We start from the raw sequence: 24,924 nt of genomic DNA, 5'->3' as shown, positions 1-24,924 counted from the left end.
CGCTCGCTCAGGTGAACTGACTGTCCAACCACGAGATGGTCTGCATACCGAACAGGTCGGTGCCCCACCCGTACAGGTCGGTGAGCATGCGGACCATGCTGCAATCGGTGGGTTGATAGGTCACCTCGGCGCCGCCTGCTTGGTAGGTGTCGGCGAGGTTTCGCGCATCCTGCGCGGGCACCAGCGACATCAGCGAGTCGTCACGCGCACAGGAGGCGATGAGCACTTTTGAGCTCGGCGTGCCGGAACGGCCGAGTTCGGTGTCGTCGAAGGCGTGTTGGAATGCGGGTTCGTCGGCGGGACCGAGTCCGGTGCTGAACAGGTTGTGCAGTGGAACGAACGGCATGCCGAAGTACGCGGGAGTTTGACACTGGGTGCGGAAATAGTCGGCGATCCCGCGTCCTACCGGGTTCAACTTCTCGTTCAACCGCATGTCGGGGTACGCCGGTTCCAAACCCAGCAAGGTCGCGAAGGCGAACCCGGAGCCCACCGATCCGTCGGCGACTCGGAAGAAATTGCGCGGCTTGACGACCATGCCTTCCAGCACCGTCGATTTCACGTCGAGCTCCGGCGCGTAAGTGGGTTGCATCTCCGCGGCGAACGCCGCGCCGACACCGCCGCCCGCGATCCCGAACAGCGCGGTCTGCGCATGCGGGTCCAGCCCCGCCTCGCGGAAATTCAATGCGGCGCGTGCACCGTCGAGCTGTGCGTGTCCGGCGAACTTGCCCGCGAACACCCCGTGCGGACTGCGGTCGGCGTCGTTGCCGACATCCGACATCATCACCGCGTGCCCCTTGCCGAACAGCAAGGCCAGCGGGCCGAGCGCCGACCACGACGCGCCGTCGAGCGGGTCGCCGCCGGTCCACTGGGTACTGGGGTGACACGACCAGCCGACGCTGTCGTTGGCCTCCTGATAGGAGATCAACCGCTTCTGTGCGAACGGTTGACCGTCGTTCGGAATCATCAGGATCCCGGTGCTGATCACCGGGGTCACCCCGTCGATGCCGGTGGTGACGTACATCAGCTTGTAGGCCACCACGTTCGGCGGGGTGATGCCGCCGAAGATCACGTCGACCCGCTTGGATTTCAGGACGGTGCCCGGCGGTTCGTCGCCGGAGCGCGGCGGCTCGACATAGAAGGGGTCGTTGGCTTGCAGGGCCTCGAAGAGGCGATCCGGCGAAACCGGCCGTGCGTCACGCAGTTGCCCCGCGGCGAAACCGTTGAACACTTCGTCTAGGCCGGGGGTGCGCGGCGGTTCCGGTTGCGCCGCAGCGGATCCGGCGACAGCGACGAGGAAAACCAGCGCCGCGACGACGAGGCTCGCGCGCCGCATGTCAGCTCACCGCCGCGGCATCGACCGGTGTGACCTGTAGTTCACCGAGTGCGGAAGCGAACAACTGGGGGATGTTGAGCAGCGGACGATGGGACTGCATCTGCACCTCGTAGGGTATGCGCATCGCGGCTTCCAATGCGGGCCAGTTGTTTTCGACCTGATCCTTGTATTTCGGCAGCAATTCGGTGCTGATGTAATTCCACCTCGGGTCCAGCTCCGACCAATTCCACTCCGGCAGCGGCAGGGTGAGCAGCGCGGGACGACCGTCGGCCATGGTGAACGGAATGCGGACCGGGTCGAATTCGCGCGGCGGTCGCACACCCGCGACCGAGGGCGATCCCGCGGCACCGACGGCGTAGGTGATCGCCTCGCCGACACTGCCCTTGTAGGCGCGGGCCTGGTCCCACTGTCGGCCGATCACCCAGTCTTGTTCGCGCCGAAGCAGTGCGGCGTTGCCGTCGGCGACGCGGTCGCGCTCCCCGGAGGCGATGTCGCGCCACGCGGTCATGATGTCGTCGCCGAACAGTCCCGCGGCCTCGAATTCCCTCAGCGCGGGAAGACCTTCGGCGACGTAGGCATCGTGCATTGGCATGAGGTCGGAGAAGATGTTCTTCTGCATCACCATGATCAGCCCGATGAGGTAGTGCACGTCTTCGGGGGTGACTCGCGAACCGGCCTCCGCGAGTGCCGCGAGTCCGCGCGGCAGGCCCGCTACCGCCTGCGGACCAGCCACCTGCTCGACCGCACCGACTACGGCGCGTGCGGATTCGGCGATACCGGGCGCCCCGAAGACATTGCCCGCCAGTTCGAAATCCAACAGTCCACCACCGAAGTCGGCCCCCACCTGGCCGCCCATGCCGGCCCACTGCAATTCACGGTGGGCCAGTTGCAGTTGCTCGTAGTAGCTGTAGGACCGGACCAGGTTCTCCCGGTTGGCTTCCGCACCGGCGCGCGGGTCCCACGACCGCAGATCGATGCCCGCTTTGTCGGTGACGTCGACCAGCCAGTATTGGTAGAGCAGCGCGGCATACCGCGATGGCGCGACACCCGCGGCCCTGGCCTGGTCGAGCAGCTCGCGCAGTTCATCGGCGGCGTAGGGCAGTTCAGGATTGACGCCGCCCGGCCCGTTCGCCGCGTCGCGATTGACCAGTGGCAGATCCAGATAGCGCGCGAGGTCCTGGGCCTCGGCCGAGGGTGGCGCGAGAAATCCGGCCCCGACGCCGAGCGCGACGGCCGCCGCGAGCACTCCGGCGCGGATTAGCACACCCGCACGCCTCATCGTGTCGAGTTCCTTCTCGAACTACCGCATTCGCACAATCCACAGGAGCCCAAGGGTTTTCCCATCGGTAGCTACCACAGGTCAAGGGGAGCGATTCCAGGCGAAGCAACGACTAACCCGCGAGCAGCGCAGCGGATGAGGTGACGTAAACATATGGATGGCAGCCGTGACAAGCGTGGCGCGCAGACAAGGTGCGGACATTTCGGTGCCCGCTCACGCGCATCGCCCGAAGAATTGCCGAAAATTTCCGGGCATCTGCGCCGGGCGCAAAAGAAGCGGACAACGACCCATATTCGCGACAATTGTCGGCGGTGAACGGTGCCGCCGATTGCGATCACGAGCACGGATGTCGCCGGGCACCTGTGCGGTGCTCGACGTTACCGGCTGTGGGGCACGTTCAGGAAAGCACTGAGAGTTGGCCCGAATCGACCACGGCGATGGGCGAATCGCGAGCCGATGCCGGAACATGCTCGCGGATCTTCTGTCTCGGCGCTACCTCGGCGTGAACCGCGTGGACCTCTGCGGTGGATCAGCGGCTACCGGAGGCCAACCGTTAGGCGGCGCTGGGCGTCGGAGATTGGTAACTCGCACCGATAACACACCGAACTCCGCTGTGCGCAGGAACTTTCGCCTAATCGCTCCGCTCACGGGTGTCGCGGCCAGCGTCGACAGACAGTGTGCGGAACGCACGAAAGGTGGCATTCGGCCGTAACGACCGAATGCCACCTTTCCTGGCTATGCGTACCGCGGTGCCGGACTACCGCTCGATGATCGCGGTGACGCCCTGGCCACCCGCGGCGCAGATGGACACCAGCGCGCGGCCGGAGCCCTTCTCCGCCAGCAGCTTCGCGGTGGAGGCGACGACACGGCCGCCGGTCGCGGCGAACGGGTGGCCCGCGGCCAGCGAGGAGCCGTTGACGTTGAGCTTGCTGCGGTCGATCGCGCCGAGCGCGCCGTCGAGGCCGAGACGCTCCTTGCAGTAGACGTCGTCTTCCCACGCGGCCAGCGTCGCGAGCACCACGGAGGCGAACGCCTCGTGGATCTCGTAGTAATCGAAGTCCTGCAGGGTGAGGCCGTTGCGGGCGAGCAGGCGCGGCACCGCGTAGGTCGGCGCCATCAGCAGGCCGTCGGGGCCGTGGATGTAATCCACGGCGGCGACCTCGGTGTCGACCAGGCGCGCGAGCACCGGCAGATTGCGCTCGGCGGCCCATTCCTCACTGGAGAGCAGGACCGTGGAGGCGCCGTCGGTGAGCGGGGTGGAGTTACCCGCGGTCATCGTCGCCTCGCCCGCCTTGACGCCGAAGACCGGCTTCAGGGTGGACAGCTTCTCGACGCTGGAATTCGGACGCAGGTTGTCGTCGCGCGTCAGGCCGAGGAACGGCGTGATCAGGTCGTCGAAGAACCCGCGGTCGTATGCCGCCGCCATGTTCTTGTGCGAGAGGTAGGCGAGTTCGTCCTGCGCCTCGCGCGGGATGCCGAATTCCTTGGCCGTGATCGCGGCGTGCTCACCCATCGAAAGGCCGGTGCGCGGTTCGGCGTTGCGCGGGATCTCGATGCCGAGCATGCCGGGACGCAGCTGACCGACGAGCTTGGCCCTGTCCTTGTTGGTCTTGGCGCGGTTGGCGTTGAGCAGCCATTCGCGCAGGCTCTCGCTGACCCCGATGGGCGCGTCGGAGGTGGTGTCGGAGCCGCCACCGACACCCGCCTCGATACGGCCGAGCGCGATCGCGTCGCCGACGGTGGCCAGGGCCTGGAGGCCGGTGCCGCACGCCAGTTGCAGGTCGTGGGCCGGGGTGTAGGGGCTCAGGGTGCTGCCGAGCACGCTCTCGCGAATCAGGCTGTGCTCGCCGACGCGCTTGAGCACGGCGCCGCCGACGACCAGGCCGAGGCGCTCACCCTGCAGGCCGAACCGGCTGACCAAACCGTCCAGCGCCGCGGTGAACATGTCCTGATTGGAGGCATGCGCATATGCCTTGTCGGAGCGAGCGAACGGAATGCGATTGCCGCCAACAATGGCGACGGGGCGCGCGGTCCTACCGGGTTTGGCGGTGCTCTTCGCCGAACGGGCTTTCGTTGTCACTCGAGTCTCCAGGTCTCGTGGGGGATGTGCGGCGCCGGAAGGGTCGCTGTCGTGCTGGCACTCGCCTGCCTGGCTCGCACCAGATCAGCGCCCGTCGCGGTTGTTTACAACAAACTTACTCTGGAGTAAGTTTGTTGTCGATACCGTACCCCGCAAATGTGCGCCGGATACCGCGGCGGGGTGACGACCATGACCAACACACTCACCTAGGAAAAGGTAGGAACAGTGGCAGCCAGTAAGAGTAAGGGTGCTCCCAACCTCTACGGATCGTTCGCACATTCCGCGCCCGGCGCGTTCCTGGTCGGCAAACTCGGCCTGCCGAAGCCGGAGAACCTGCGCCGCTACGCCGCGGGCGAACCGGCACTGCCGGGCCCCGTACTGCTCGGCGGCAAGGGCCGCGTGGCAGAGCCGGTGCGAGTGTTGCTGTCGGACTACACCTTCGCCGAATCCGCGAGCGCCAACGAACGCTTCGGGGCCCTCGTGTTCGACGCGACGGGCATCGGCACGGTCGAAGAGCTCTCGCAGCTGTTCGAATTCTTCCAGCCCGCCATGCGCAGCCTCGCCGCCAGCGCGCGCATCGTGGTCATCGGCACCACCCCCGAACTCACCGCGAGCGTCGACGAGCAGATCGCGCAGCGCGCGCTCGAAGGCTTCACCCGCTCGGTCGGCAAGGAGCTGCTGCGCGGTGCCACCGCCCAGCTGGTGTACCTGCACCCCGAGGCGCCCGCGGGCGCGAGCGGCCTGGAATCCACGCTGCGCTTCCTGCTCTCGGCCAAGTCGGCGTTCGTCGACGGCCAGGTCATCCGGGTCGGCAAGGAAGACTCCACCGCACCGGCCGACTGGGACCGTCCGCTCGACGGCAAGGTCGCCGTGGTCACCGGTGCCGCACGCGGCATCGGCGCGACCATCGCCGAAGTATTCGCGCGCGACGGCGCCCAGGTGATCGTCGCCGATATCCCCGCCGCCGGCGAGGCCCTTTCGGAGACCGCCAACAAGGTCGGCGGCACCGCGCTCGCGCTCGACGTCACCTCCCCCGACGCCGCCGAGAAGCTGGCCGAGTTCGCGCAGGAGCGCTTCGGCCGCATCGACATCATCGTCCACAACGCGGGCATCACCAGGGACAAGCTGCTCGCCAACATGGACGAGGGCCGCTGGAACTCGGTGATCAACGTGAATCTCGCCGCACCGCACCGGATTACCGAGGGCCTGGTGTCGCGGGGCGCGCTCAGCGAGGGCGGTCGCGTGATCGACGTGTCCTCCATCGCGGGCATCGCGGGCAACCGAGGCCAGACCAACTACGGCGCCTCCAAGGCCGGTGTCATCGGCATGGTCAACGCCGAGTCGCCGAAGCTGGCCGAGAAGGGCATCACCATCAACGCCGTCGCCCCCGGCTTCATCGAGACCGCGATGACCGCCGCGATCCCGGTGGGCACCCGTGAAGCTGGTCGACTGATGAGCTCGCTGCTGCAGGGTGGCCAGACCGTCGACGTCGCCGAGACCATCGCCTACTTCGCCAGCCCGGCGTCGAACGCGGTGACCGGCAACATCGTTCGGGTCTGCGGACAGAGCCTGATCGGCGCATGACGGTGAGCGACAAGACCGAAGTGCTGAAACTCAGCGAACCCCCCAAGAACGGTCCGCTGTACCGGAAGGCGGCGCTGGGCGCGCTCCCGCTGCCGCTGGTCTCGGCGCGCAAGTCGAGCCTGCCCGATCGCGCGGTGCGGGTCGACGGCGTGCGCGTCGATCAGGATCGGCTCGCCGCCTACTGCAAGGCGACCGATCTGCGCTTCGGTGACGCACTGCCACTGACCTTCCCGTTCATCCTCACCTTCCCGGTGGTGATGTCACTGGTCGTGCAGCGCGATTTCCCGTTTGTCGCCGTCGGCGCGGTGCACGCGGAGAACCTGATCGAACGCACCAGGGACATCTCGGTGGCCGAGCCACTGGATATCCACGCGCACATCGAGAACCTGCGCGAGCACCCGAAGGGCCTGCTCGTCGACGCGATCAGTGAGATCAGCGTCGGCAGGGAACTGGTGTGGCGCCAGGTCACGACGTTCCTGCACCAGCAGCGCACCTCGCTGTCGGGTGGACCGAAGTCGCCGCCGAAGCCCGACGAGGTTCCACCGCCACCGCTGCGTACCTGGCGGGCCGACCAGCAGTCGATCAATCAGTACGCGGCCGCCTCGGGCGACCGCAATCCGATCCACGTTTCCGCGTTGGGCGCCAAGGCTTTCGGGTTTCCTAGGCCGATCGCGCACGGCATGTGGTCGGCGGCGAAGATCCTCGGCAGCGTCGAGGGTCGGGTTCCCGGCAAGGCCACCTACGCGGTGAAGTTCGGCAAGCCGATCCTGTTGCCGTCCACGGTGAACGTCTACGCCGATCAGGTCGAGGGCGGATGGGATCTGGCACTGCGCAACCCGAAGAAGGGCTACCCGCACCTCACCGGGACCCTGCGCTGAGCAGCACCGAGCTCGACATCTGAATACCGGAACACCCGGAGCCGCATATCTTTTCGTAGATGTGGGGCTCCGGGTCTTCGTATCGGGCCAACGGGGGCGGTTGCGTGCCCGCACGCACTCCAAGGCATAGTCCGCACGTGTGGCTGGCCATCGCTCAGCGTCGATCCCATACTTGGCCGTGCGGTCCGACTATTCCGCCTTCTTGCGTCCCGCCAGACCTCGCCATGCCAGATCGTCGAGCAGGTCGACCGCCTCGGAGACCTCGATGCGACCGCTGGCGAGGCGGTCGGCGATCGCCTCGCCCGCGCCGATCACCGCGACCGCGACGACGTCGAAATTGGTGCTCGGTTCGGCGCTTTTCGCGCTGGATTCCAGCAGCTTGGCGGTCAACTCGATGACCCGTTCGCGTGCGTTCTCGATCTCGGAGGCGAAGGTCTGCTGTCCGATGGCCTGGCGATAGAGGACCTGCCAGGAGCGACGGTTGTGGTCGACGAAGCCGAGGAAACCCTCCAGCGCGGTGCGCAGCTGTTCATGCGCGGAGAGCAGGGGATTGCCCGCTGGCACGACCGACTCGATGAAGCGCAGACCCTCGCGTTGGATGCAGGCACGAAACAGCTCGTCCTTGGAGCCGTAGTAGAGGTAGAGCATGGGCTTGGAGATCTTCGCCTCGGCCGCGATGGCATCCATGGAGGTTTCGTGAAAGCCCTTGAGCGAGAACACCTCTACTGCGGCGTCGAGCATTTGCTGCTCACGAACCGCCCGAGGAAGTCGCTTCGTTCCGCCCGCCATCCCGCTCTCCTACCACATGGTTGAGCTCATATCTTACTCTAAGGTAAGTTCCGCGGGCCGCAATTGCGATACCAACCCCCGACAAACCCCTACCTACCGGGCTCAGCAGCCCGTCGGCACTCCCTTGAATTTGGCCATACGCAGCACCGATGCGTCCACCTGCGCACTGGACAAACGTCCAGCCGAGACGGCCTCTTCCAGCTGATCCAACACCTGCGGCACGGCGTCGGAGGAAATCCACAGCGCGTTGTCGGCACCCGCCTCCAACGCCGTCTCCACCGCATCCGGGATCGGCAACCGGTCGCTGATCGCGGCCATACCACCGAGGTCATCGGTGAAGATCGGGCCGTCGAACGGCTCGGCGTTGTAGCCGCTGCCCTGGCGCAGCAACGCCATCGCCTGCGGGCTGATGCTCGCGGGCACATCGGGTTCGGTCAGGCCGGGCACATCGAGATGGCCGACCATCACGCCGGCACCCGAACCCACGAGCTGACGGAACGGCTCGAGATCAACATCCTGCAACTGATCCAGTGGCGGCGTCTCGACCCCACCGGTGTGCGAATCGCCCGATCCGTGACCGTGGCCAGGGAAGTGCTTGATCACCGCACCGATACCGACCTCATGAAACGCACGGATCTGGGCGTCGGCGTACTCGGTGACCTTCTCGGGGTCGTCGGAGAAGGAACGGTCGCCGATGACGGAGTCGTCGGGCTGATCGCTCACATCCACGTCGGGGGCGAAATCCACGGTGATACCGAGATCCTTCAACGCGCGCCCCCGCGTCACCGAGGCGTCGTAGAACTCGTCGGCCGACATCGTCTGCGCCGCCTGCCGTGCCGAAGGTGCCTCCCCGATGAGGTCGCTGACCCGCGAGACGCGCCCGCCCTCCTCGTCGATGGTCACCATCAGTCCGGAATCGGCCGACTGTTTGATCTGCTCGAGCTGCCCTCCCGACAGCAACGCTTCATCGGTCCAGCCACCGATGAAGATGCCACCCACCTGTTCGGTGCCCACCACATTCGCCGCGTCATCGACGCCGGTGACACCCACGGTCAGCAGTTGTCCCAACTTTTGCCGCATGGTCAACCCCGCCAGATAATCGGTGGCGCAGTCCGACTCGGTCGGCGTCGCCGTCGCGGCCGCCGCGGAGGGTTCCGCTGAACCCGCTGGTGCGGGCCCGGATTCGGAGCCGCCGCCGCTCGAGCAAGCGGTCGCGACCGTAGCGAGTACTGCCAGGACCAGCGTGGGCGTCTTGCGCATGGGTAACAACCGTACTCCCGAGGGGTAGGCACCGGAGCGGCCCACCGAAAGAGTGCGCTGGCGGCGGGGTCTGCGGAAGTTGTGCACAGTTGTGACGGTGTGGATCCGGCGGGCGCGCCCGCCGCGCGGAATGCCGTTTCCGCAGGTAACCTGGGGTCAGTAGCCGTGAGTCTCCCCCAGGAGGTCATCGTGCCCTGCGATCTGATGTTGATTGCCTACGACGGTTCCGAGAATGCCAAACGCGCCGTCGAATACGCCGGACGGTTCCTCAGCGCGAACCGGGCCATCGTGCTGACCGCATGGGAACCGATGGTCCGCCAAGCGGCGCGACTGTCCGGACTGTCCGGGGTCATGCAGGGCGAGTGGGTGCCCGATGAGGAAATCGAAGACATCGCCTACGTCGACGCGCGCGACACCAACACCGAAGGTCTGCGCTTGGCCAAGCTCGCCGGACTCAATGCCGAAGCGCGCACCGCGGAATGCACCTCGACCATCTGGAACGCCATCGTCGACTGCGCCGACGAACTCGACGTCGATATCATCGTCGCGGGCACACGCGGCGCCACCGGAATTCGCGCACTCATGCGAAGCAGCGTCGCCGACGCGGTCCTCAAGCACTGCCACCGGCCGGTCCTGCTGGTTCCGCCGGGAAAGCAAGGACGCCAACTCACGCCGGAGCGAGCCTGAGCTCGAGCGGGTCCCGCTGCGCCCGCCCCCAAGGTTGCGAGCGCGCTCAGCCGGTGCGGTGGACAACGGGGTTTAAGGTCGAGGGTCATGCACGGATTCCTGCTCGCACAGCCCGATAACGTCGTGCGGGCCGAGGGCAGTCGGGGCGACTACGCCGACGCGAAGGACGCCGTCTCGGCACTGCGCGACGGCCACGCCGACGTTGTCGTCGGCGCGCTGCCGTTCGACCCACGACATCCCGCGGCGCTCGTCGCACCGAAACACTTCGCGCACACGGCCGGTCCGTGGCGACCGGCAGCGCTTCCTGAACTGCCGAATATTCGGGTCGTCGACGAAATACCCAGTCCCGCAGAGCACGTCGAACGGGTTCGCGCGCTCGTCGCCAAGCTCTCCGACGACGCGCAGCCGCTACGCAAAGTGGTCGCCGCGCGCTCGATGCTCGTCGAAGCGGACTCGGCGTTGGAAGCCGAAACCGTCGCGGCACACCTGTCGACCAGGCACCCGAACGCCACTGTGTTCACCGTCGATCTGACCGCGTCGGGCAGAACCGGCGCGACACTGGTCGGCGCGACACCGGAGGTCCTGGTGGCGCGGCACGGTCGCACCGTCACGCTGCGCCCATTGGCGGGCACCATGGCGCGATTGCCGGATCCCGACGCCGACGGCGCGCAGGCCGAGAAACTGTTGGCCAGCACCAAGAATCGGGCCGAGCACGCCTTCGTGATCGAGTGGATTCGCGACCAGCTCACTCCCCTGTGCAGCGAGTTGGCGATCCCCGACGAGCCACAACTCATCAACACCCACGAGGTGTGGCACCTGGCCACCCCGATCACCGGCACCCTGCGCGACCCCTCGACCACCGCCCTCGACCTCGCCCTGCGACTACACCCCACCCCCGCCGTCTGCGGCACCCCCACCGACCTCGCACTGGACGTCATCGCCGAATCCGAGGAAGACCGCGGCTTCTACGGCGGCGCCGTCGGCTGGTGCACCGCCAACGGCGACGGCGCCTGGGTAGTAGCCATCCGCAGCGCCGAACTCTCCCCCGACCACCGCACCCTGCGCGCCTACGCGGGCGGCGGCATAGTCGCCGCCTCCACCCCCCACACCGAACTAGAAGAAACCACCACCAAACTCCGCACCCTCCTCACCCCGCTGCACTGCGCGATCCCCACCCAACCCTGACGCCACACTTAGTCACGCCCGCCACCAAGCACCAGCTGAACGCGTGCCACACATGCCCTGCCCACTTGGTAGTCGCACGCCCCAAGCGTCCAGCGAAACACCCACCGCCCCAACACAACCCAACCACCCCCACGAGCCGCCCAAACCACTATTCCGAGCGCAGCGAGACCGGCACAGTAAGTTCGCGGCCGTCTCGCGCCGCGAACCACGCGGCGCCAGCCGCCAAAAAACACAGCAAGGAAGCACTCGCCCCCGCACACCACCCGTACCGCCCTCACACACCACCCCGCACCCGCCTCGCCCCCTCACACACCACTGCACCCGGCTTCTCGCCCCACACCCAAGAATCCGCCCCAACCCACGGCGAAACCCACCGCACCCACTGCTTTCCTCCACCAACCGCGACAACCCGGCGGACTCGACGCGTCGAATGTGCGCGCGGGCTGCTAGGTTGACCGGGAATGTGCCTGCATCAATGTATTGGAGTGCCGCGATGAAGTTTGCCGTACCGGGCCTTGCGAGTGCTGTCGGTGGCGCCGTGCTCGGCGTGATCGCGGTGTTCCTTGTCACCATCGCGGTACAGCAGAATTCGCGCCCTGACATCGACCGCAGTGGCAACAAGGACTCCTCGTTGCTCAACGGCGTCGAATACGGCAGCCGCTGACCCCCTCGCTCGACTCCTCCGCCCCGGCCGACTCCGACGAGTCGACCGCGGTGCCGGAGAATCCCGCCACCGCACCACTGGGAAAGCGCTGGTTCGGCGCGAGTGTGCTCGTGGCGTTTCTCCTCACCTTTCTGCAAGCGCCAGGGCTCACCGCCGCGGACACCAAATACGATCTGGCACAGAATCCGCTGGGCTTCCTCGGCCGCGCCGCGCACTTGTGGAGCAGCCAGGCACCGATGGGGCAGGTGCAGAACCAGGCGTACGGGTACTTCTTTCCGCACGGCGCGTTCTTCGCCCTCGGTGACATCCTCGGCCTGCCCGCGTGGGTGACACAACGAATCTGGTGGGCGCTGCTGCTGCTCGCCGGATTCTGGGGACTCATCCGACTCTGCCAAACCCTCGGCATCGGCACACGCGGCTCCCGAATCGTCGCCGCGCTCACCTTCGCGCTCGCCCCACGGGTTTTGACCACGCTCGGCTCGATCTCGTCGGAGACACTGCCGATGATGCTCGCGCCATGGGTGCTGCTTGCCCCGGCCGCGTTGAGCACGGCGGCCAAGCGGCGCCGACGTGGCGGCGCCGAATCACCCGCGGGCAGCGCGCTCGCGCTGGCCCTCATGGGTTCGGTGAACGCCGTCGCGACGGCCGCGGCGTTCCTGCCAGCACTGTTGTGGCTGATCGCCTTACGCCCCAACCGACGATGGTGGCGCTTCACCGCGGCATGGATTCCGCTGCTCGTCCTCGCCACCTTCTGGTGGGTGGTGCCACTGCTGTTGCTCGGCGAGGTGAGTCCGCCGTTCCTCGACTACATCGAGTCCTCCGGTGTTACCACGCAATGGGCTTCGCTGGCCGAAGTATTGCGTGGCACCGACAGTTGGACACCGTTCGTCTCACCGGAGCGAATCGCCGGCGCGGTACTGGTCACTCAGCCCGCGGCGGTCTTGGCGACCGGTCTACTCGCCGCGGCGGGCATGGCGGGACTGGCGATGCGGTCGATGCCGTATCGCGGACGGCTGGCGTTGATCCTGTGCGTCGGGTTGGTCGGCATCTGTGCGGGATACGTGGGGGAACTGAGCGGACCGTTCGCCGAATCGGTGCGGCTGTTCCTCGACTCCGCGGGTGCGCCGTTGCGCAATGTGCACAAGTTGGAGCCGTTGATCCGGCTGCCCTTGGTGCTCGGACTCGCTCAGTTGCTGGCGAAGGTCCCCCTGCCAGCGTCGGTGCCGATGCCGGTGTGGCGCAGTGCGCTCGCCCATCCCGAGCGCAACAAGATCGTCGCCGTCGGCGCGCTGGTGCTGACCGCGCTCGTCCTGTCCACCTCCCTGGCGTGGACCGGCAAGCTCGCCCCGCGCGGTGCCTACGATCGGGTGCCAGGGTATTGGCAGCAGACTGCGGACTGGTTGCACGACAACGCTTCCGACACCCGCGCGCTCGTCGTCCCCGGGGCGCCGTTCGGCAGTCAACGGTGGGGCTTGACCAGGGACGAACCGCTGCAAGCACTGGCGAGGACACCGTGGGCGGTGCGCGACGCGGTCCCGCTGAACCCGCCGGGCACCATCCGGGCAATGGACTCGGTGCAACGACTCATCGCCGACGGGCGGCCGTCGGACGGGCTCGCGGCCACCCTGGCGGGGCAGGGCATCGGGGTTCTGGTGTTGCGCAACGACCTCGATCCGGTCACCTCACGCTCCACCCGTCCGCTGCTTGCCCACCAGGCGATCGAGGGATCGCCAGGGCTCACCGAGGTCGCCGAATTCGGTGGCCCGGTCGAATCTTCGGTCCTCGGTAAGGGTTTGGTCGCCGACGGCGATCTGCGTCCCGGATATCCCGCCGTGCAGATCTATCGAGTCGAGACGCCGACCCCGGGTACGCCCACCGAGGTGGCCACCGGAACCGGCGCTCCCCCTTCGTTTCCCGGCGCTTACCGGGTGCCGTTGAATTCGGTGCCGACCGTGCAGGGCGGCCCCGAAGCGCTGGAACGCCTGCATCGCGACAACCCCGAGGCCGCGACACCCGCACTGCTCGCCGCCGACGCGGCGAAAGCGGGACTGCCGACGGGTGGGGTGACGGTCACCGACACCCCGATGGATCGGGAGTCCGATTTCGGCAGGGTCGACAATCACGCGTCCGCCCTGCGCGCGCCGCAGGACGCGCGCCGCACGCGAAACCTGGTTCCCGACTACCCGGTGGCGGGGACCGGGCTGGTCACCGGTGAATGGTCGGGAGCACGAATCACGGCGTCCAGCTCCGCCGCCGACAGCACCCAGCTCGGTGGTTCCGCGCCGGGCAATTCGACGGCCGCCGTCGTCGACGGCGATCAGGCGACGGCGTGGATCAGCAACGGCGCCGAGCACGCGCTCGGACAGTGGCTGCGACTGGATTTGGACACACCCATCACCGTGGGCCAGCTGAGTTTCCGCACCACCGCGGCCGCCATGGGTGACCCGGTGAAATGGGTCGAGGTACGCACCGCCAATGGCACCGTGTCCACCCAAATCACCAAGCCGGGCGCTCTCGCGTCGGTGTCACTGCCGCCGGGACGCACCGACTGGCTGACCATCACCGCCATCCGCACCGAAGGCGGTACGGCCGGTGGGCAATTCGGCATCAGCGAACTGGCGGTCGAGGACTACGCGGTGCACGACGCGCCGACCAAGCTCGACATCAGGCACCGGACCGTACTTCCACCGGTGGCGGCGGGCACCCGGCCACGTGGCTGGGATCTCGGACAGGAATTCCCCGGTCGCAACGCCTGTTTCGACGCTCCGGATCGGGTGCGCTGCGCCAAGGGTTTGGCGCTGGGACCCGAGGAACTCAGCACCTTCGAGCGCACGCTGTCTGTCCCCGAGCTGGCTTCGGTGACGCCACAACTCACCGTTCGACCGAGGCAAGGACCCGCCTTGGAACGACTGCTCACCGACCCGGCACGTCCGGTCGCCCACGGTGCCGCCGATGTCGGCGAGCTGCGCGGCGCCGCACCGGCGGTCACCGATGGGGACCCGCGCACCAGTTGGGTGGCGCCGCAGGACTCGGTTTTGCCACCGAATACCGGCGAGAAACCCACACTCACTCTCGATCTTCCCGAACCGACCACGGTCACCGGACTCGAACTCACGCCACCCCTCGGTCCGATACCGGGCGCACCCACCTCGGTGACGGTGAATCTCGGTGACGGCCCCCAGGTACGCGCGCTCGACCGCGGCGAACCAGGTAAACCGGTGCGCATCCCGCTGCACCCGCGGGTCACCGACCGCATCGAGTTGAGCTTGCGCACCTGGAAACCGGTGCTCGACCGCACCGAGATCGGCTTCACCGTTGCGCAACCTCCCGGCCTGGCCGAGGTGTCGGTACTCGGCCCCGACTACCCGCCGCCCGCAGCCGACCGCGAGATCACCGTCGGGTGCGATCAGGGACCGACGATCGACATCGGCGGACAGACCGTCCGTGCGGCGGTGACCGCGACCGCCGAGCAATTCCGTTCCGGTGCACCGCTTCCCGCGCGGATTTGCGCGAACGGCGCACTGCCCGAGACGGAGCCGACCAGTGCGGTAACGCCGACAGACGCGCCCGGCACCGGCGCCGTCGGTGCTAGCGCCGGTAATCCCCATGGCGCGACGACCACCGACAGTGACACCGACTCCGCCCCTGATGTCGACGGCGCGTTCGACGCCGAAACAACCAGCGACACAGGCTCGGCCGATAACGTCGCGGCCGATCCCACAGACGCGAATGACCAGGAAAGGGCCGGGGAAAACGGCGAGACACTGCTGGCGCCAGGCCGCGTCGACGTCACCGTCACGCCCACCGAATTGTTCTTCGTCGACCGATTACGCCTCGATCGCACCGACTTCGGCGCACCCGCCGCTACCCCGCCACCCGATCAGGCCGTCGGTCCCGACCTGCTGGTGTTGCCGCTGAGCAACAATGTCGGTTGGCGGGCAACCACATCCGATGGTCGCGCCCTCGACCCCGTGGTGGTCAACGGATGGCAACAAGCCTGGGTGGTCCCGGAAAACACCACGGGCCCGATCACGGTGTCCTTCCCCGCCGACCGCTGGTATCGCCTCAGCATCTTCGGCGGCCTGCTGCTGCTGATCCCCCTCGCCCTGCTCGCCATCCCCCGCACCGGTCGCCGCCGCACCGAGCGCACCGAGCGCACCGAAGACCGTGCCACCGAGGCGGCTTCGTCAGACAACGACACGCAACGCGACGACCCCCCTCCCACAGACACCGCCCACCCCCCTGTGGAAGACCACAGCCACCCACCGAGTCCCGCCGGGAAGCGCGCAGCACCAGACAGCTCCGTCCCAAACCCCGGGGACGACAGCCACTTATCGAGCGCCACCGAAATACCCACGACACCAGACAGTTCCGGCGAACCCGTCGGAGAACGCACTCGGCCACAGGGCGCCTCCGAGGGGTACGGGCTCACCTCGACCACTGACGACCACTGCCACCCACCGGACGTATCCCGAGAGCGCGAAACCGCAAGCAGCTTCACTTCAGCGGACCTCGGCAACCCACACAACACCGCCACTCCCCGTCGAGGTGAACCACACAGCCAATGCACTGAGCACCCCACCTGGGCTCCCCGATGGCTCGGTGCCCTGGGCCTGGTCGCCACCGCAACGGTCATCGCGGGCGCAGCGGGTGCGGCGATCGCGATAATCGGCCTACTGGCAGCCCATTTCGCCCCCCGCATCGCCCCCACCGCCCTGGTAGCCACCGCGGGCATCGGCACCGCCCTCTCCGCCGCAGCCCTCTCCACCGGCCCCTGGCGCTCCCCCGACGGCTACATGGGCGGCTCCCTCTACACCCAACTCCCCGCCCTGATAGCCATCACCGCCACCACAATCGCCGCCCTCCCCCGCCGTCGAGCTACCAAGTGATCCGTGAACACGGCGCGATACTCGGTGCCCCCACAAAACCCGACCAACCACCAAGCCGCCCAAACACCTAACCCCAAGCACCAGCAAGACCGACACGGCCACGGCCACAACGCCACCACACCTCCACGCAGCTCCCCAAAACCCACACCAGTGCCCTGGTGATCTTGTAGACCGACCGCTCCCCGCCACCCGGTGAAACGGCCACCGCCCGCCGCATTCCGCACCCATGTCCTGGTGATCTTGTAGTGCACGCCCCTGGCACCCGGTGAAACCCCACCGCCCGAACCCAACTCAGCCCTCCTCACGAGCCGCCGAAACACGTGTTCCGAGCGCAGCGAGACGGCCACAGCACATTCACGATCGCCCGACGATCACCACAGCACCTTCACATCCGGGCACCCGGTGAAACCCTCACCACCCGAACTCAACTCGGCCCTCCGCACGAGCCGCTGAAACACATGTTCCGAGCGCAGCGAGACCGCCACAGCACATTCACGATCGCCCGACGATCACCACAGCACCTTCACATCCGGGCACCCGGTGAAACCCTCACCACCCGAACTCAACTCGGCCCTCCGCACGAGCCGCTGAAACACATGTTCCGAGCGCAGCGAGACCGCCACAGCACATTCACGATCGCCCAACGATCACCACAGCACCTTCACATCCGGGCACCCGGTGAAACCCTCACCACCCGAACCTAACTCGGCCCTCCGCACGAGCCGCCGAAACACGTGTTCCGAGCGTCAGCGAGACCGGCACGGTAAGTTCGCGGCCGTCTCGCTGTTGAGTGCCCGTTTCGTAGGCGACGCAGGAGCAAGAAACGGGTACTCAACAGCGAGACTCAGGGCCGCGAACCACGCGGCGCCAGCCGCCAAAAACACAGCGAGGAAGCACTCGCCCCCGCGTATCACCCCGCCACCTAACGCGATGCTGGTTCTCGCCCCCGCACATCACCCCACCACCCAAAGCGATGCTGGTTCTCACTCCCGCACATCACCCCGTCTTACGGCCCCTGAAACCGTGCGACAACAACCGGTTACGCCGTGCCAAACCTCACATCACCCCGCCCTACAGACCCTGAAACCCCACCCTTCGCACCCAAACGAGCCCCCTGCGCCCCCGAGCCACGCCGAACCCACCACCAGGTCAGCTCGACACCACCGAATCCGCCTTTCGCCGATCGAACCTCCGAGCGAACTGACGCGCGGGTTCTTCGATCAACGCATAACTCGCCGCGGCGATCGGGACAGTCAGCACAACGGTCAGAACCAGCACGTACCCGAATCTTCCGTTGAACGGAACGATCCCGAATATCGGGAACACCATCGACAGCACCACCAGATGCCACAGGAAGATTCCGTAAGACCAGCGACCGATCGTGGCGGCCACCCTCGATTCCAACCAGCGGTGCGGCGCGTCGTCGAGTACCAGCGGCGCGAGCAGTCCGAAGCCGATGATCGTGCCGAGCACCATCTTCGCGACGTACTGCCACGGGTCGGCGTGGGTGAGACCCGCCGGGCCGCCGAGGTCGGTCGCGGACAGTCCGAATGCGACCGCCGCGATACTCCACATGAGGGCCTGATTTCCCAGTAGTCGCAACCACTTCGGTGACACACCCCGCGCGCGCTGCTCAGCGGCGAGCTCCACCAGTTCCGCGAGCAACATTCCCGCCGCGAACCACGGCAGATAACCGGGCAGCCAATTGTCGGAATGGATCGCATCGGGGGTAGGGACCGGAAGAAAATTCCAGCAGGAACTCACCACCGCGAGCGCGATGATCGCGGGCGCCCGCCAGCGCGCGTTCCGACCACGCAATCGCACGACGGCGAAGGCGAGCAACGGAAGCACCAGATAGAACGCCACCTCGACCGACAGGCTCCACATCTGAGTCAAGCCGTCGGTGAGCGTCAGTGGCACGAAGACTTGCAGCAACGCCAGATTCGACACCCACACCCGAAAGCCCGCGGTATCGGCCGCGTTCGGCAGCAAAAGCAGCGCCGCGCAGACCACCGCCCAGTACGCGGGCAGAATGCGCGCGACGCGATGCCGAAAGTAGTGCGGGACCCTCGGTGCGACACCGTATCCGCGCGCCGACGCCGCGTGTGGGCGCCACAACAGAAATCCCGAGAGGCCGAAGAACACCGCGACGGCCATGTCGAATCGACCCCACACGCGTCCGATCACCGGCGTGCCGGCGGCACCGGTCTGAAACGCGACGTGAGTCAGCAGCACGCCGAGCGCGGCCAGCCCGCGCATACCCTCCAACGCGGGCACGAAAGCGCGAGGTCGAGCGGCTGCGGGCGCCTGGGTGGGTGCGGAGGCGGTGGCTGTCATCGGGGTCCAGTCTGCCCGTTGGCCGTGACGGCTCGGATCGTTGGTCGGATCCACGCGCCGTTTCGCGGTGTAGCGTCGGTGGTTTTCGGTCCGGTTTCCGGCCTCGACGGCGCATGGTACGACATTGCCCTGTTAGTGTCTGTGCGCACACGAGTGCCGCGGGCCACCCGTCGTACTCGCCGAGCGACTTGTGTTCTACGACGAGGAGAGTTTGCATGGCACTGAGTGCCGGAACCAGAAGGACGGTGGCCTGCCTGCTCGTAGGTCTCGGCGCGTTGCTCATCGTAGCCGCGCTGCTCATCCCGACCTACACCATCGGCAAACTGGCGAAGACTCCCCTCGACCTCGAGATCACCACGATCGCCACGAACCAGCCCAATGAGGACAGTCAGGTGCTCGACTCGAAGTCGCTCACCGCGCCCCAGGGGTCGGCGAAGGTGGATTCGAATGTGCCGCTGGTCTCGCAGCGCTTCCTGACCGTCGAGGATCCTTCGGACGCCGATGAGATGACCGTTCAGGCGGGTACCACGCTGCGGCGCACCGACAAGCAGGGCGACACCGGCGTGCTCACCGCCAACATCGACCGTGTCACCATCGACCGCAAGTCGGGCGAGGCCGTCGAGAGCAACCCGAACGGGTCGGTCGCGGTGACGGTGAACAAGGATCTGCAGCCGGTCGCCGACCCGGTACAGCACGAGGGTGTGCAGTACCGGTTCCCGATCGGTACCGAGCAGAAGTCCTACCCGTACTTCGATGTGAACGCGCGCAAGACCTTCGACATGAACTTCGTCGAGGAGTCCGAGATCAACAACACGAAGGTCTACCACTTCCAACAGGAGATCCCGGCGACCAACCTCGCGGTGGCCGCGCCCGCACCGACCAACCAGCTCACGCTGCCCGCCGAGAAGTGGGGCGTCGAGGGCGAGGGTGACGTCACCATGAGCCGCTGGTACACCAACACTCGCGACGTGTGGGTGGAGCCGCAGACCGGCACCATCGTCAAGGGTGGCGAGCAACTGCACATGTACTACGCGCGCAGCGGCGATCGGCCGGAGGTCACCGCGCTGAAGTCGCACCTGGTGTTCAACGAGGAGACCATCGAGTCGCAGCTGGCGATCGCGAAGGACAACACCGACAAGCTCTCGCTCTACGGGCGCGTGCTGCCGATCATCCTCGGCATCATCGGTGTGATCGCCCTGATCGTCGGCCTCCTGCTCGGCCTGCGTGGCGGCGACCCGCAGCCCGCCGAGGGACAAGACGGCGACGAGCCGACGACGCCGAAGGGCACCGTGATCAAGCGCGGTAAGCCTGGTAATACCAAGGGCGCCAAGGACAATCCGCCCGCGGACGACGCACCGACTCAGCAGATCAACCTGCCGAAAAACCAGTAATCGGCTGCGCCACAAGCGGATACAGCTCCCCGGTCACATCGACCGGGGAGCTGTATTTTTTGGGTACACCTGATCACCGCGGAACACGCCGCTCGAATGCCCGCTGTCGCGTTGGCGCCATGAGATCCGGCCGTTGTTCGCGAAGACAAACCAACGTCAGCACCACTCGCCGTCCGGGCTGCACGACCAGCGACGGAGGTGCCCGCCCGGCGAGAAGTCGAGTTTGTGTCATTCGGTCCTCGGCCCACATGTTGACCGGGTGAGTTAGCGCCTTCGGTGTATTGCCTGGTCGGGGTTGGGGTTCCGAGGGACGTCGGGTCAGTGGGGCAGGCATTCTCTGGTCTCGGCCACATCGGTGAGAATCGGCCTCGGTCGGCGTTGGTCCAGGCGGTGGCCAAGTGACGAGACCAGCGGACGGTGCGACGAGTGCGGCACGGGTGGTAGATCACTGCTGCCAGCGCAGAATAAGGTAGCGCCTCGAGATGGCCCGGTCGCGCGAGCACGCTCATCGACACCTGCCGGCTCTGCTTTCGCGCTACTACAGCCGACCGGCCGCTCAGCTAGCTACGCACCGGCACAACCGAATCGAGCGGGTCCGCGCGATCGGCGGTGCGCAAGACGATGGTCGCGACCACCGCCGTCGTTACCGCGGCGACCGCGGTGGCGGTGCCGATGAGGGTGGGGACCGACCGGGCGAACGCGATCATCGAAACCGCCTCGACCCCCAGACCTGCCCAGGTCACCGCCGCCAGTGCGGTGCGATCCACCGCGATGGCCGACAGCAGCGCGCCCTGGAGTACCGCGAGGATCGCGCCTTGGAATGCGAACAGCCACAACAGGTTCTGGATCGGGGCGTAATCGTGTCCGGCGAACAACGGCGCTAGCGGGGCCGCGAGCGCGGCACCGAGCACGCCTACCACGCCGACGCCGCTCAAGACGGCCAAGGCGGAGCGGATCGCACCCGTCGATTGCGCGGGCTGCGCCATCCTCGGATACAACACCACCCCCACCGCCTGCGGCAGCCAGAAGGCGATCTTCGCGGCGATCGTGCCGAGCGCGTACCGGCTCGCGCTCACCTCGTCGAGCACCATCCTGACCACGATGAGGTCGGCCGAGGACAACGCCATCAGCGCGGCCTGGACCTGCGCGGCCCGCAGGACTGGGAGCACACCCGCCCACGAGCGTCCTGATCGCGATGACGAGGGCGATGATTGGGCGGTCCGCGCGTTCGACGAGGCTGGGTCGAGCGCGTTGTCCGGTGTCGGCGACCCGGCCAGCTCGATCGACCCGGCCAACTCATTCGACGCAGCCGGGGTCGCGACCGGGCCCCCTGCTCGCGCGGAGTCGCGCGCCCGCTCGGCAGCACTCGCCGTCACCGACCGCGTGGATTCGGCAGTGAGCCGCGCCTGGTCCGCGTCGGGGCTGGTCGGATCCTCGGTGCGACCCATCGGAATTGTACCGGCGCCCCCGGCCTGATCAGCGGTAAGCCTGATCGGCTCATCGGACCCCGTCAGAGCATCGGCGGGCTTCGGATCGGGGCGATTCGGGTCCTTGGTGGATGTTGTCGCGACGCGTGCTCGCGGACGTGGCGACCCCGCGACTCGGCGTGCGAAGAACGCGGACGCGGCGATACCGACGGCCGCCGCCAGCAACGCCATGGCCGCGCCACCACCGAGTGCGAGCACCACAAGCGCTGGCAGGACCCGTGCGACACCCGCCACCCCGAGCACCACGGCCAGAGCCCGAAAACGCTTACTGCCCTGCAGAACTCCCTGCTCACCCGAGACCAGGACCAGCGCGGGCGCCGCACCGAGCGCCGCGGCACACGCGGCGACACCCACGTGCAGCGCGAACGTCACCACCGGCACCGCGATCACGGCCACCAGCGCGACGATCACCGCGCAACGCCACCGCAGCGCGCGCAACGCCGTCACGCCCGCGCCACGCACCAACTCCCGCGCCACCACGTTCTGCAATGCCATGGCGGGCACCGCGCACAGCAGTTGCACCGCGAGCAAGCTGGCGAACTCGCTGTACCCGGTGACCCCGAGCCACCGTCCCGCCAACAGTTGCAGCAGGTATCCGGCGACGTTGGCGGTCATCGCACCGGTGGTCACCAGGGTCAGATCCGCGACGACGGGGAAGCGACGGGCAGCGGACACGCGCGTAATCGTCGCACCCGTGCGTCGTGCGCGCAGGCGCGCCCCGTCGGATTCCTCGCGGGCAACGACGATCCGTAGGGTGGCGTTTCGTGAGTGGGTGCAGCAAGCGGGTGGGACAACCGTGAGCGAACGGACCCGTCTCGCGGACGCCGCGACTCGGCGCGCTCGGCTGATTCCCTCGGTCTACAGCGGTGTGCTCACGCTGCTGATTCTCGGCCCGCTGCTCGGCAACGGATACCTGTTGGTACGTGACGCGGTCAGCACTGCGCGCTCGTACCTGACCGATGCCGCGCTGGGGCTCGGTGCCGCAGCGCCGCGCGCGGTGCCGCAGGACGGGTTGTTGGCGCTGCTGTCACCGATCGTCGACGGCGGCGTGTTGGTGAAGGCGATCCTGGTGCTCGCACTGTGGGCAGCGGGGTACGGCGCCGCGGTGCTCGCGCGTGAATTGGTGGGCGCCCCGGTGAGCGCACAGTTGGTGGCGTGCACGGTCGCGCTGTGGAATCCGTATGTGGCCGAACGGCTCTCGCAGGGGCATTGGAGTCTGCTCACCGGCTACGCCGCGCTCCCATGGACGGTGGTGGCGGCGTATCGCATTCGCACCGCGACCGCCACTCGCACTCGACACTGGGCGGCATTGGTCGCCGCGCTGGCCGCCGCGGGGCTCACCCCCACCGGCGCGCTGCTGGCGGGAATCACCGCGCTCGCGCTACTGGGCCTGCGCCGCCTCCCTGCGGCATCGCTGCTACTCGTGGCCGCGTCGGCACCCTGGTTGACCGCGACCGTGCTGTCGGACACCGCCACCGAAACCTCCGACCCCACCGGTATCGCCGCCTTCGCCGCGCGCGCCGAACCCGGCCTCGCGACTCTGGGCAGCCTCGCGGGTCTCGGCGGGATATGGAACGCCGAGGCCGTGCCACAGACGAGGACCACCCCGTTGGCGCTGATCGGCACCCTGGTGCTGCTCGCGATCGTCGCCGCGGGGGTGCGCACGGTTCTCACGCGCTCGGTCCACCCGTCCTCGGTACAGGTGCGTCGCGCGGTGCTGGTCCTGGCAGTTCTCGCCATCGTGCTGCCCGCATTCGGTGCCACGGCGTGGGGAACACAGGTGATGCAGTGGTTGATCGTGCGTATCCCCGGCGCGGGCCTGCTGCGCGATACCCAGAAATATGTGGCGCTCGCGTTACCCACCTACGTGCTGTGCGCGGCGGCCGGGTGTCGAGCACTCGCCACGTCGATCGACAGATACACCGCGCGGGGTTGCGCTGTCGGCCAGCACTCGGACGGCGATACGTCCGAACCCGAACCGCCATATTCGACCGATCACCATGACCGCGAAACAGCGGAAAGCGTCGATACCGGCAATGTTTCTGGACCTGGAACTACTCAGGTGCCGGCCCAGGCATCGGCCAGCCATGACCGTCCGACCTCCGGCGACCCGCTCGCGGCGACCGAACCGAGCGCTCGCGAAACCACACCGGTCAGCTCGTCCGCGAACGATCCGCACAGAGCCGACACCCACAGCGCAGACGCCGCGGGTTCGAGTGCGGTCACGGACACGCACTCGACCGGCGCGAGGTCACCGAGCGCTGCCGTTTCGCGATCCATCGCAGCGGTTTTCATCGTTCTGCTGATCCTTCCGCTGATCGACTTGGCCTGGGGTGTCGGTGGACAGGTGCGAGCGGTGCGCTACCCGGCGGGATGGTCGGAGCTCGTTTCGCGGTTCGACGGACCTGGCGATGTGGCTGTGCTGCCCGCGGGCATGTTCCGTGCGTTCGATTTCACCCCGACGAATCCGGTGCTCGACCCCGCACCACGCCTGCTCCCGCGTGACGTCTTGCAGACCGGTGAACTTCCGGTGCGCGGCGGCACCGTCGCTGGCGAGGGCGCGCGCGGAAAGACAGTGGAAACCCTGCTACTACACGGTGATTCGGCGCGGAAGCTGGCCGATGCCGGTGTCGGCTGGGTTTTGGTGGAACACCGCACTCCCGGCCCGCTCGGGGAGTCCGCGAAAACCCTGGCCGAACTTTCCCCGATCTACCGCGACGCCGACCTCACTCTCTACCGAGTGCCCGGACCCGTCGACCAGCCTTACGCCTCGTCCACGACACAACGCGCCCTCGCCATCGCAGCCCATCTTCTCTGGGCCGCCCTGCTCGTCGGCGGCGCCATCACCGCTCTCTCCGGCAGGAAGCGCACGAGTACCCGCGAACAACCCTGACAGCACCGCGAAGCCATTACTGAGCCGGTCAGTCATATTGCCGGACGGGGCCTGGCTGTGCGTTGGATCTGCTCGGCGAGACGTGAGCAATCGACCGGGCTGGTGGTATCGACGACGAGGATCGCTGTGAGTCCGAGCGGTGTGGCGTGCGCCGCCCAAGTGTCCCAGTCGTTGGCGAGTCGTTGCTC

15 protein-coding genes are annotated in these 24,924 nt (G+C 67.4%); 8 read left to right on the top strand and 7 right to left on the bottom strand.

The annotated features are described in order from the left end of the window. Positions 1 to 7: 7 nt before the first annotated feature. From ABEA50_RS07055 to ABEA50_RS07045, 3 genes are all read right to left on the bottom strand, one after another. On the bottom strand, positions 8 to 1,333 hold the full coding sequence (locus ABEA50_RS07055) for a lipase family protein (RefSeq protein WP_345494226.1): 1,326 nt from the start codon (positions 1,331 to 1,333) through the stop codon (positions 8 to 10). A gap of 1 nt (position 1,334) precedes the next feature. Next, complete coding sequence (locus ABEA50_RS07050; protein ID WP_345494224.1) at positions 1,335 to 2,612, bottom strand: hypothetical protein; 1,278 nt, start codon at positions 2,610 to 2,612, stop codon at positions 1,335 to 1,337. 757 nt (positions 2,613 to 3,369) lie between these two features. Next, positions 3,370 to 4,692, bottom strand: coding sequence for an acetyl-CoA C-acetyltransferase (locus ABEA50_RS07045; RefSeq protein ID WP_345494223.1), 1,323 nt, complete (start codon positions 4,690 to 4,692; stop codon positions 3,370 to 3,372). 225 nt (positions 4,693 to 4,917) lie between these two features. On the opposite strand from ABEA50_RS07045, the gene ABEA50_RS07040 reads away from it, so the two are divergent. Both ABEA50_RS07040 and ABEA50_RS07035 read left to right on the top strand, forming a co-directional pair. After that, positions 4,918 to 6,276 (top strand): 3-oxoacyl-ACP reductase, encoded by a 1,359-nt coding sequence (locus tag ABEA50_RS07040; protein WP_345494222.1) that lies wholly within the window; start codon positions 4,918 to 4,920, stop codon positions 6,274 to 6,276. Further along, on the top strand, positions 6,273 to 7,154 hold the full coding sequence (locus ABEA50_RS07035) for a MaoC family dehydratase (protein ID WP_345494221.1): 882 nt from the start codon (positions 6,273 to 6,275) through the stop codon (positions 7,152 to 7,154). The genes ABEA50_RS07040 and ABEA50_RS07035 overlap by 4 nt, the downstream gene beginning before the upstream one ends. A 189-nt stretch (positions 7,155 to 7,343) precedes the next feature. Here ABEA50_RS07035 and ABEA50_RS07030 read toward each other — a convergent pair whose 3' ends face one another. Both ABEA50_RS07030 and ABEA50_RS07025 read right to left on the bottom strand, forming a co-directional pair. Then, positions 7,344 to 7,943, bottom strand: a complete 600-nt coding sequence (locus ABEA50_RS07030) for a TetR/AcrR family transcriptional regulator (protein WP_345494220.1) — start codon at positions 7,941 to 7,943, stop codon at positions 7,344 to 7,346. A 102-nt stretch (positions 7,944 to 8,045) separates the two neighbouring features. Further along, entirely contained in the window at positions 8,046 to 9,203 is a 1,158-nt protein-coding gene (locus ABEA50_RS07025) for a glycoside hydrolase family 3 N-terminal domain-containing protein (protein ID WP_345494218.1), read from the bottom strand. Between the two features lie 189 nt (positions 9,204 to 9,392). On the opposite strand from ABEA50_RS07025, the gene ABEA50_RS07020 reads away from it, so the two are divergent. The 4 genes from ABEA50_RS07020 to ABEA50_RS07005 all read left to right on the top strand — a co-directional run bounded on the left by ABEA50_RS07020 (position 9,393) and on the right by ABEA50_RS07005 (position 16,628). Continuing rightward, a complete protein-coding gene (locus ABEA50_RS07020; protein ID WP_345494698.1) occupies positions 9,393 to 9,890 on the top strand; it encodes a universal stress protein in 498 nt (165 codons plus the stop codon). An 87-nt stretch (positions 9,891 to 9,977) separates the two neighbouring features. Then, positions 9,978 to 11,075 carry an isochorismate synthase gene (locus tag ABEA50_RS07015; protein ID WP_345494217.1) on the top strand — a complete coding sequence of 366 codons (1,098 nt, stop codon included), beginning with the start codon at positions 9,978 to 9,980 and terminating at the stop codon, positions 11,073 to 11,075. 493 nt (positions 11,076 to 11,568) lie between these two features. Then, a complete protein-coding gene (locus ABEA50_RS07010; RefSeq protein ID WP_345494215.1) occupies positions 11,569 to 11,739 on the top strand; it encodes a DUF2613 domain-containing protein in 171 nt (56 codons plus the stop codon). 50 nt (positions 11,740 to 11,789) lie between these two features. Continuing rightward, positions 11,790 to 16,628, top strand: a complete 4,839-nt coding sequence (locus tag ABEA50_RS07005; protein WP_345494213.1) for an alpha-(1->3)-arabinofuranosyltransferase domain-containing protein — start codon at positions 11,790 to 11,792, stop codon at positions 16,626 to 16,628. A 1,149-nt stretch (positions 16,629 to 17,777) separates the two neighbouring features. On the opposite strand, the gene ABEA50_RS07000 is transcribed toward ABEA50_RS07005, so the two are convergent. Then, positions 17,778 to 18,965: an acyltransferase family protein gene (locus ABEA50_RS07000; protein WP_345494212.1), complete on the bottom strand. Its 1,188-nt coding sequence runs from the start codon at positions 18,963 to 18,965 to the stop codon at positions 17,778 to 17,780. A 215-nt stretch (positions 18,966 to 19,180) separates the two neighbouring features. Between ABEA50_RS07000 and ABEA50_RS06995 the strand changes: the two genes are divergently transcribed. Beyond that, positions 19,181 to 20,356: a PorA family protein gene (locus tag ABEA50_RS06995; protein WP_345494211.1), complete on the top strand. Its 1,176-nt coding sequence runs from the start codon at positions 19,181 to 19,183 to the stop codon at positions 20,354 to 20,356. Positions 20,357 to 20,916: 560 nt separating this feature from the next. On the opposite strand, the gene ABEA50_RS06990 is transcribed toward ABEA50_RS06995, so the two are convergent. Then, positions 20,917 to 22,518: a polysaccharide biosynthesis protein gene (locus ABEA50_RS06990; protein ID WP_345494210.1), complete on the bottom strand. Its 1,602-nt coding sequence runs from the start codon at positions 22,516 to 22,518 to the stop codon at positions 20,917 to 20,919. 121 nt (positions 22,519 to 22,639) lie between these two features. On the opposite strand from ABEA50_RS06990, the gene ABEA50_RS06985 reads away from it, so the two are divergent. Then, positions 22,640 to 24,736 (top strand): hypothetical protein, encoded by a 2,097-nt coding sequence (locus ABEA50_RS06985; RefSeq protein WP_345494209.1) that lies wholly within the window; start codon positions 22,640 to 22,642, stop codon positions 24,734 to 24,736. Positions 24,737 to 24,924: the final 188 nt, after the last annotated feature.

Origin of the sequence: Nocardia callitridis (assembly GCF_039543305.1) — a bacterium.
In the GTDB taxonomy this organism is placed as follows: Bacteria; Actinomycetota; Actinomycetes; order Mycobacteriales; family Mycobacteriaceae; genus Nocardia; species Nocardia callitridis.
This window is presented reverse-complemented; position numbering and strand designations above follow the sequence as displayed.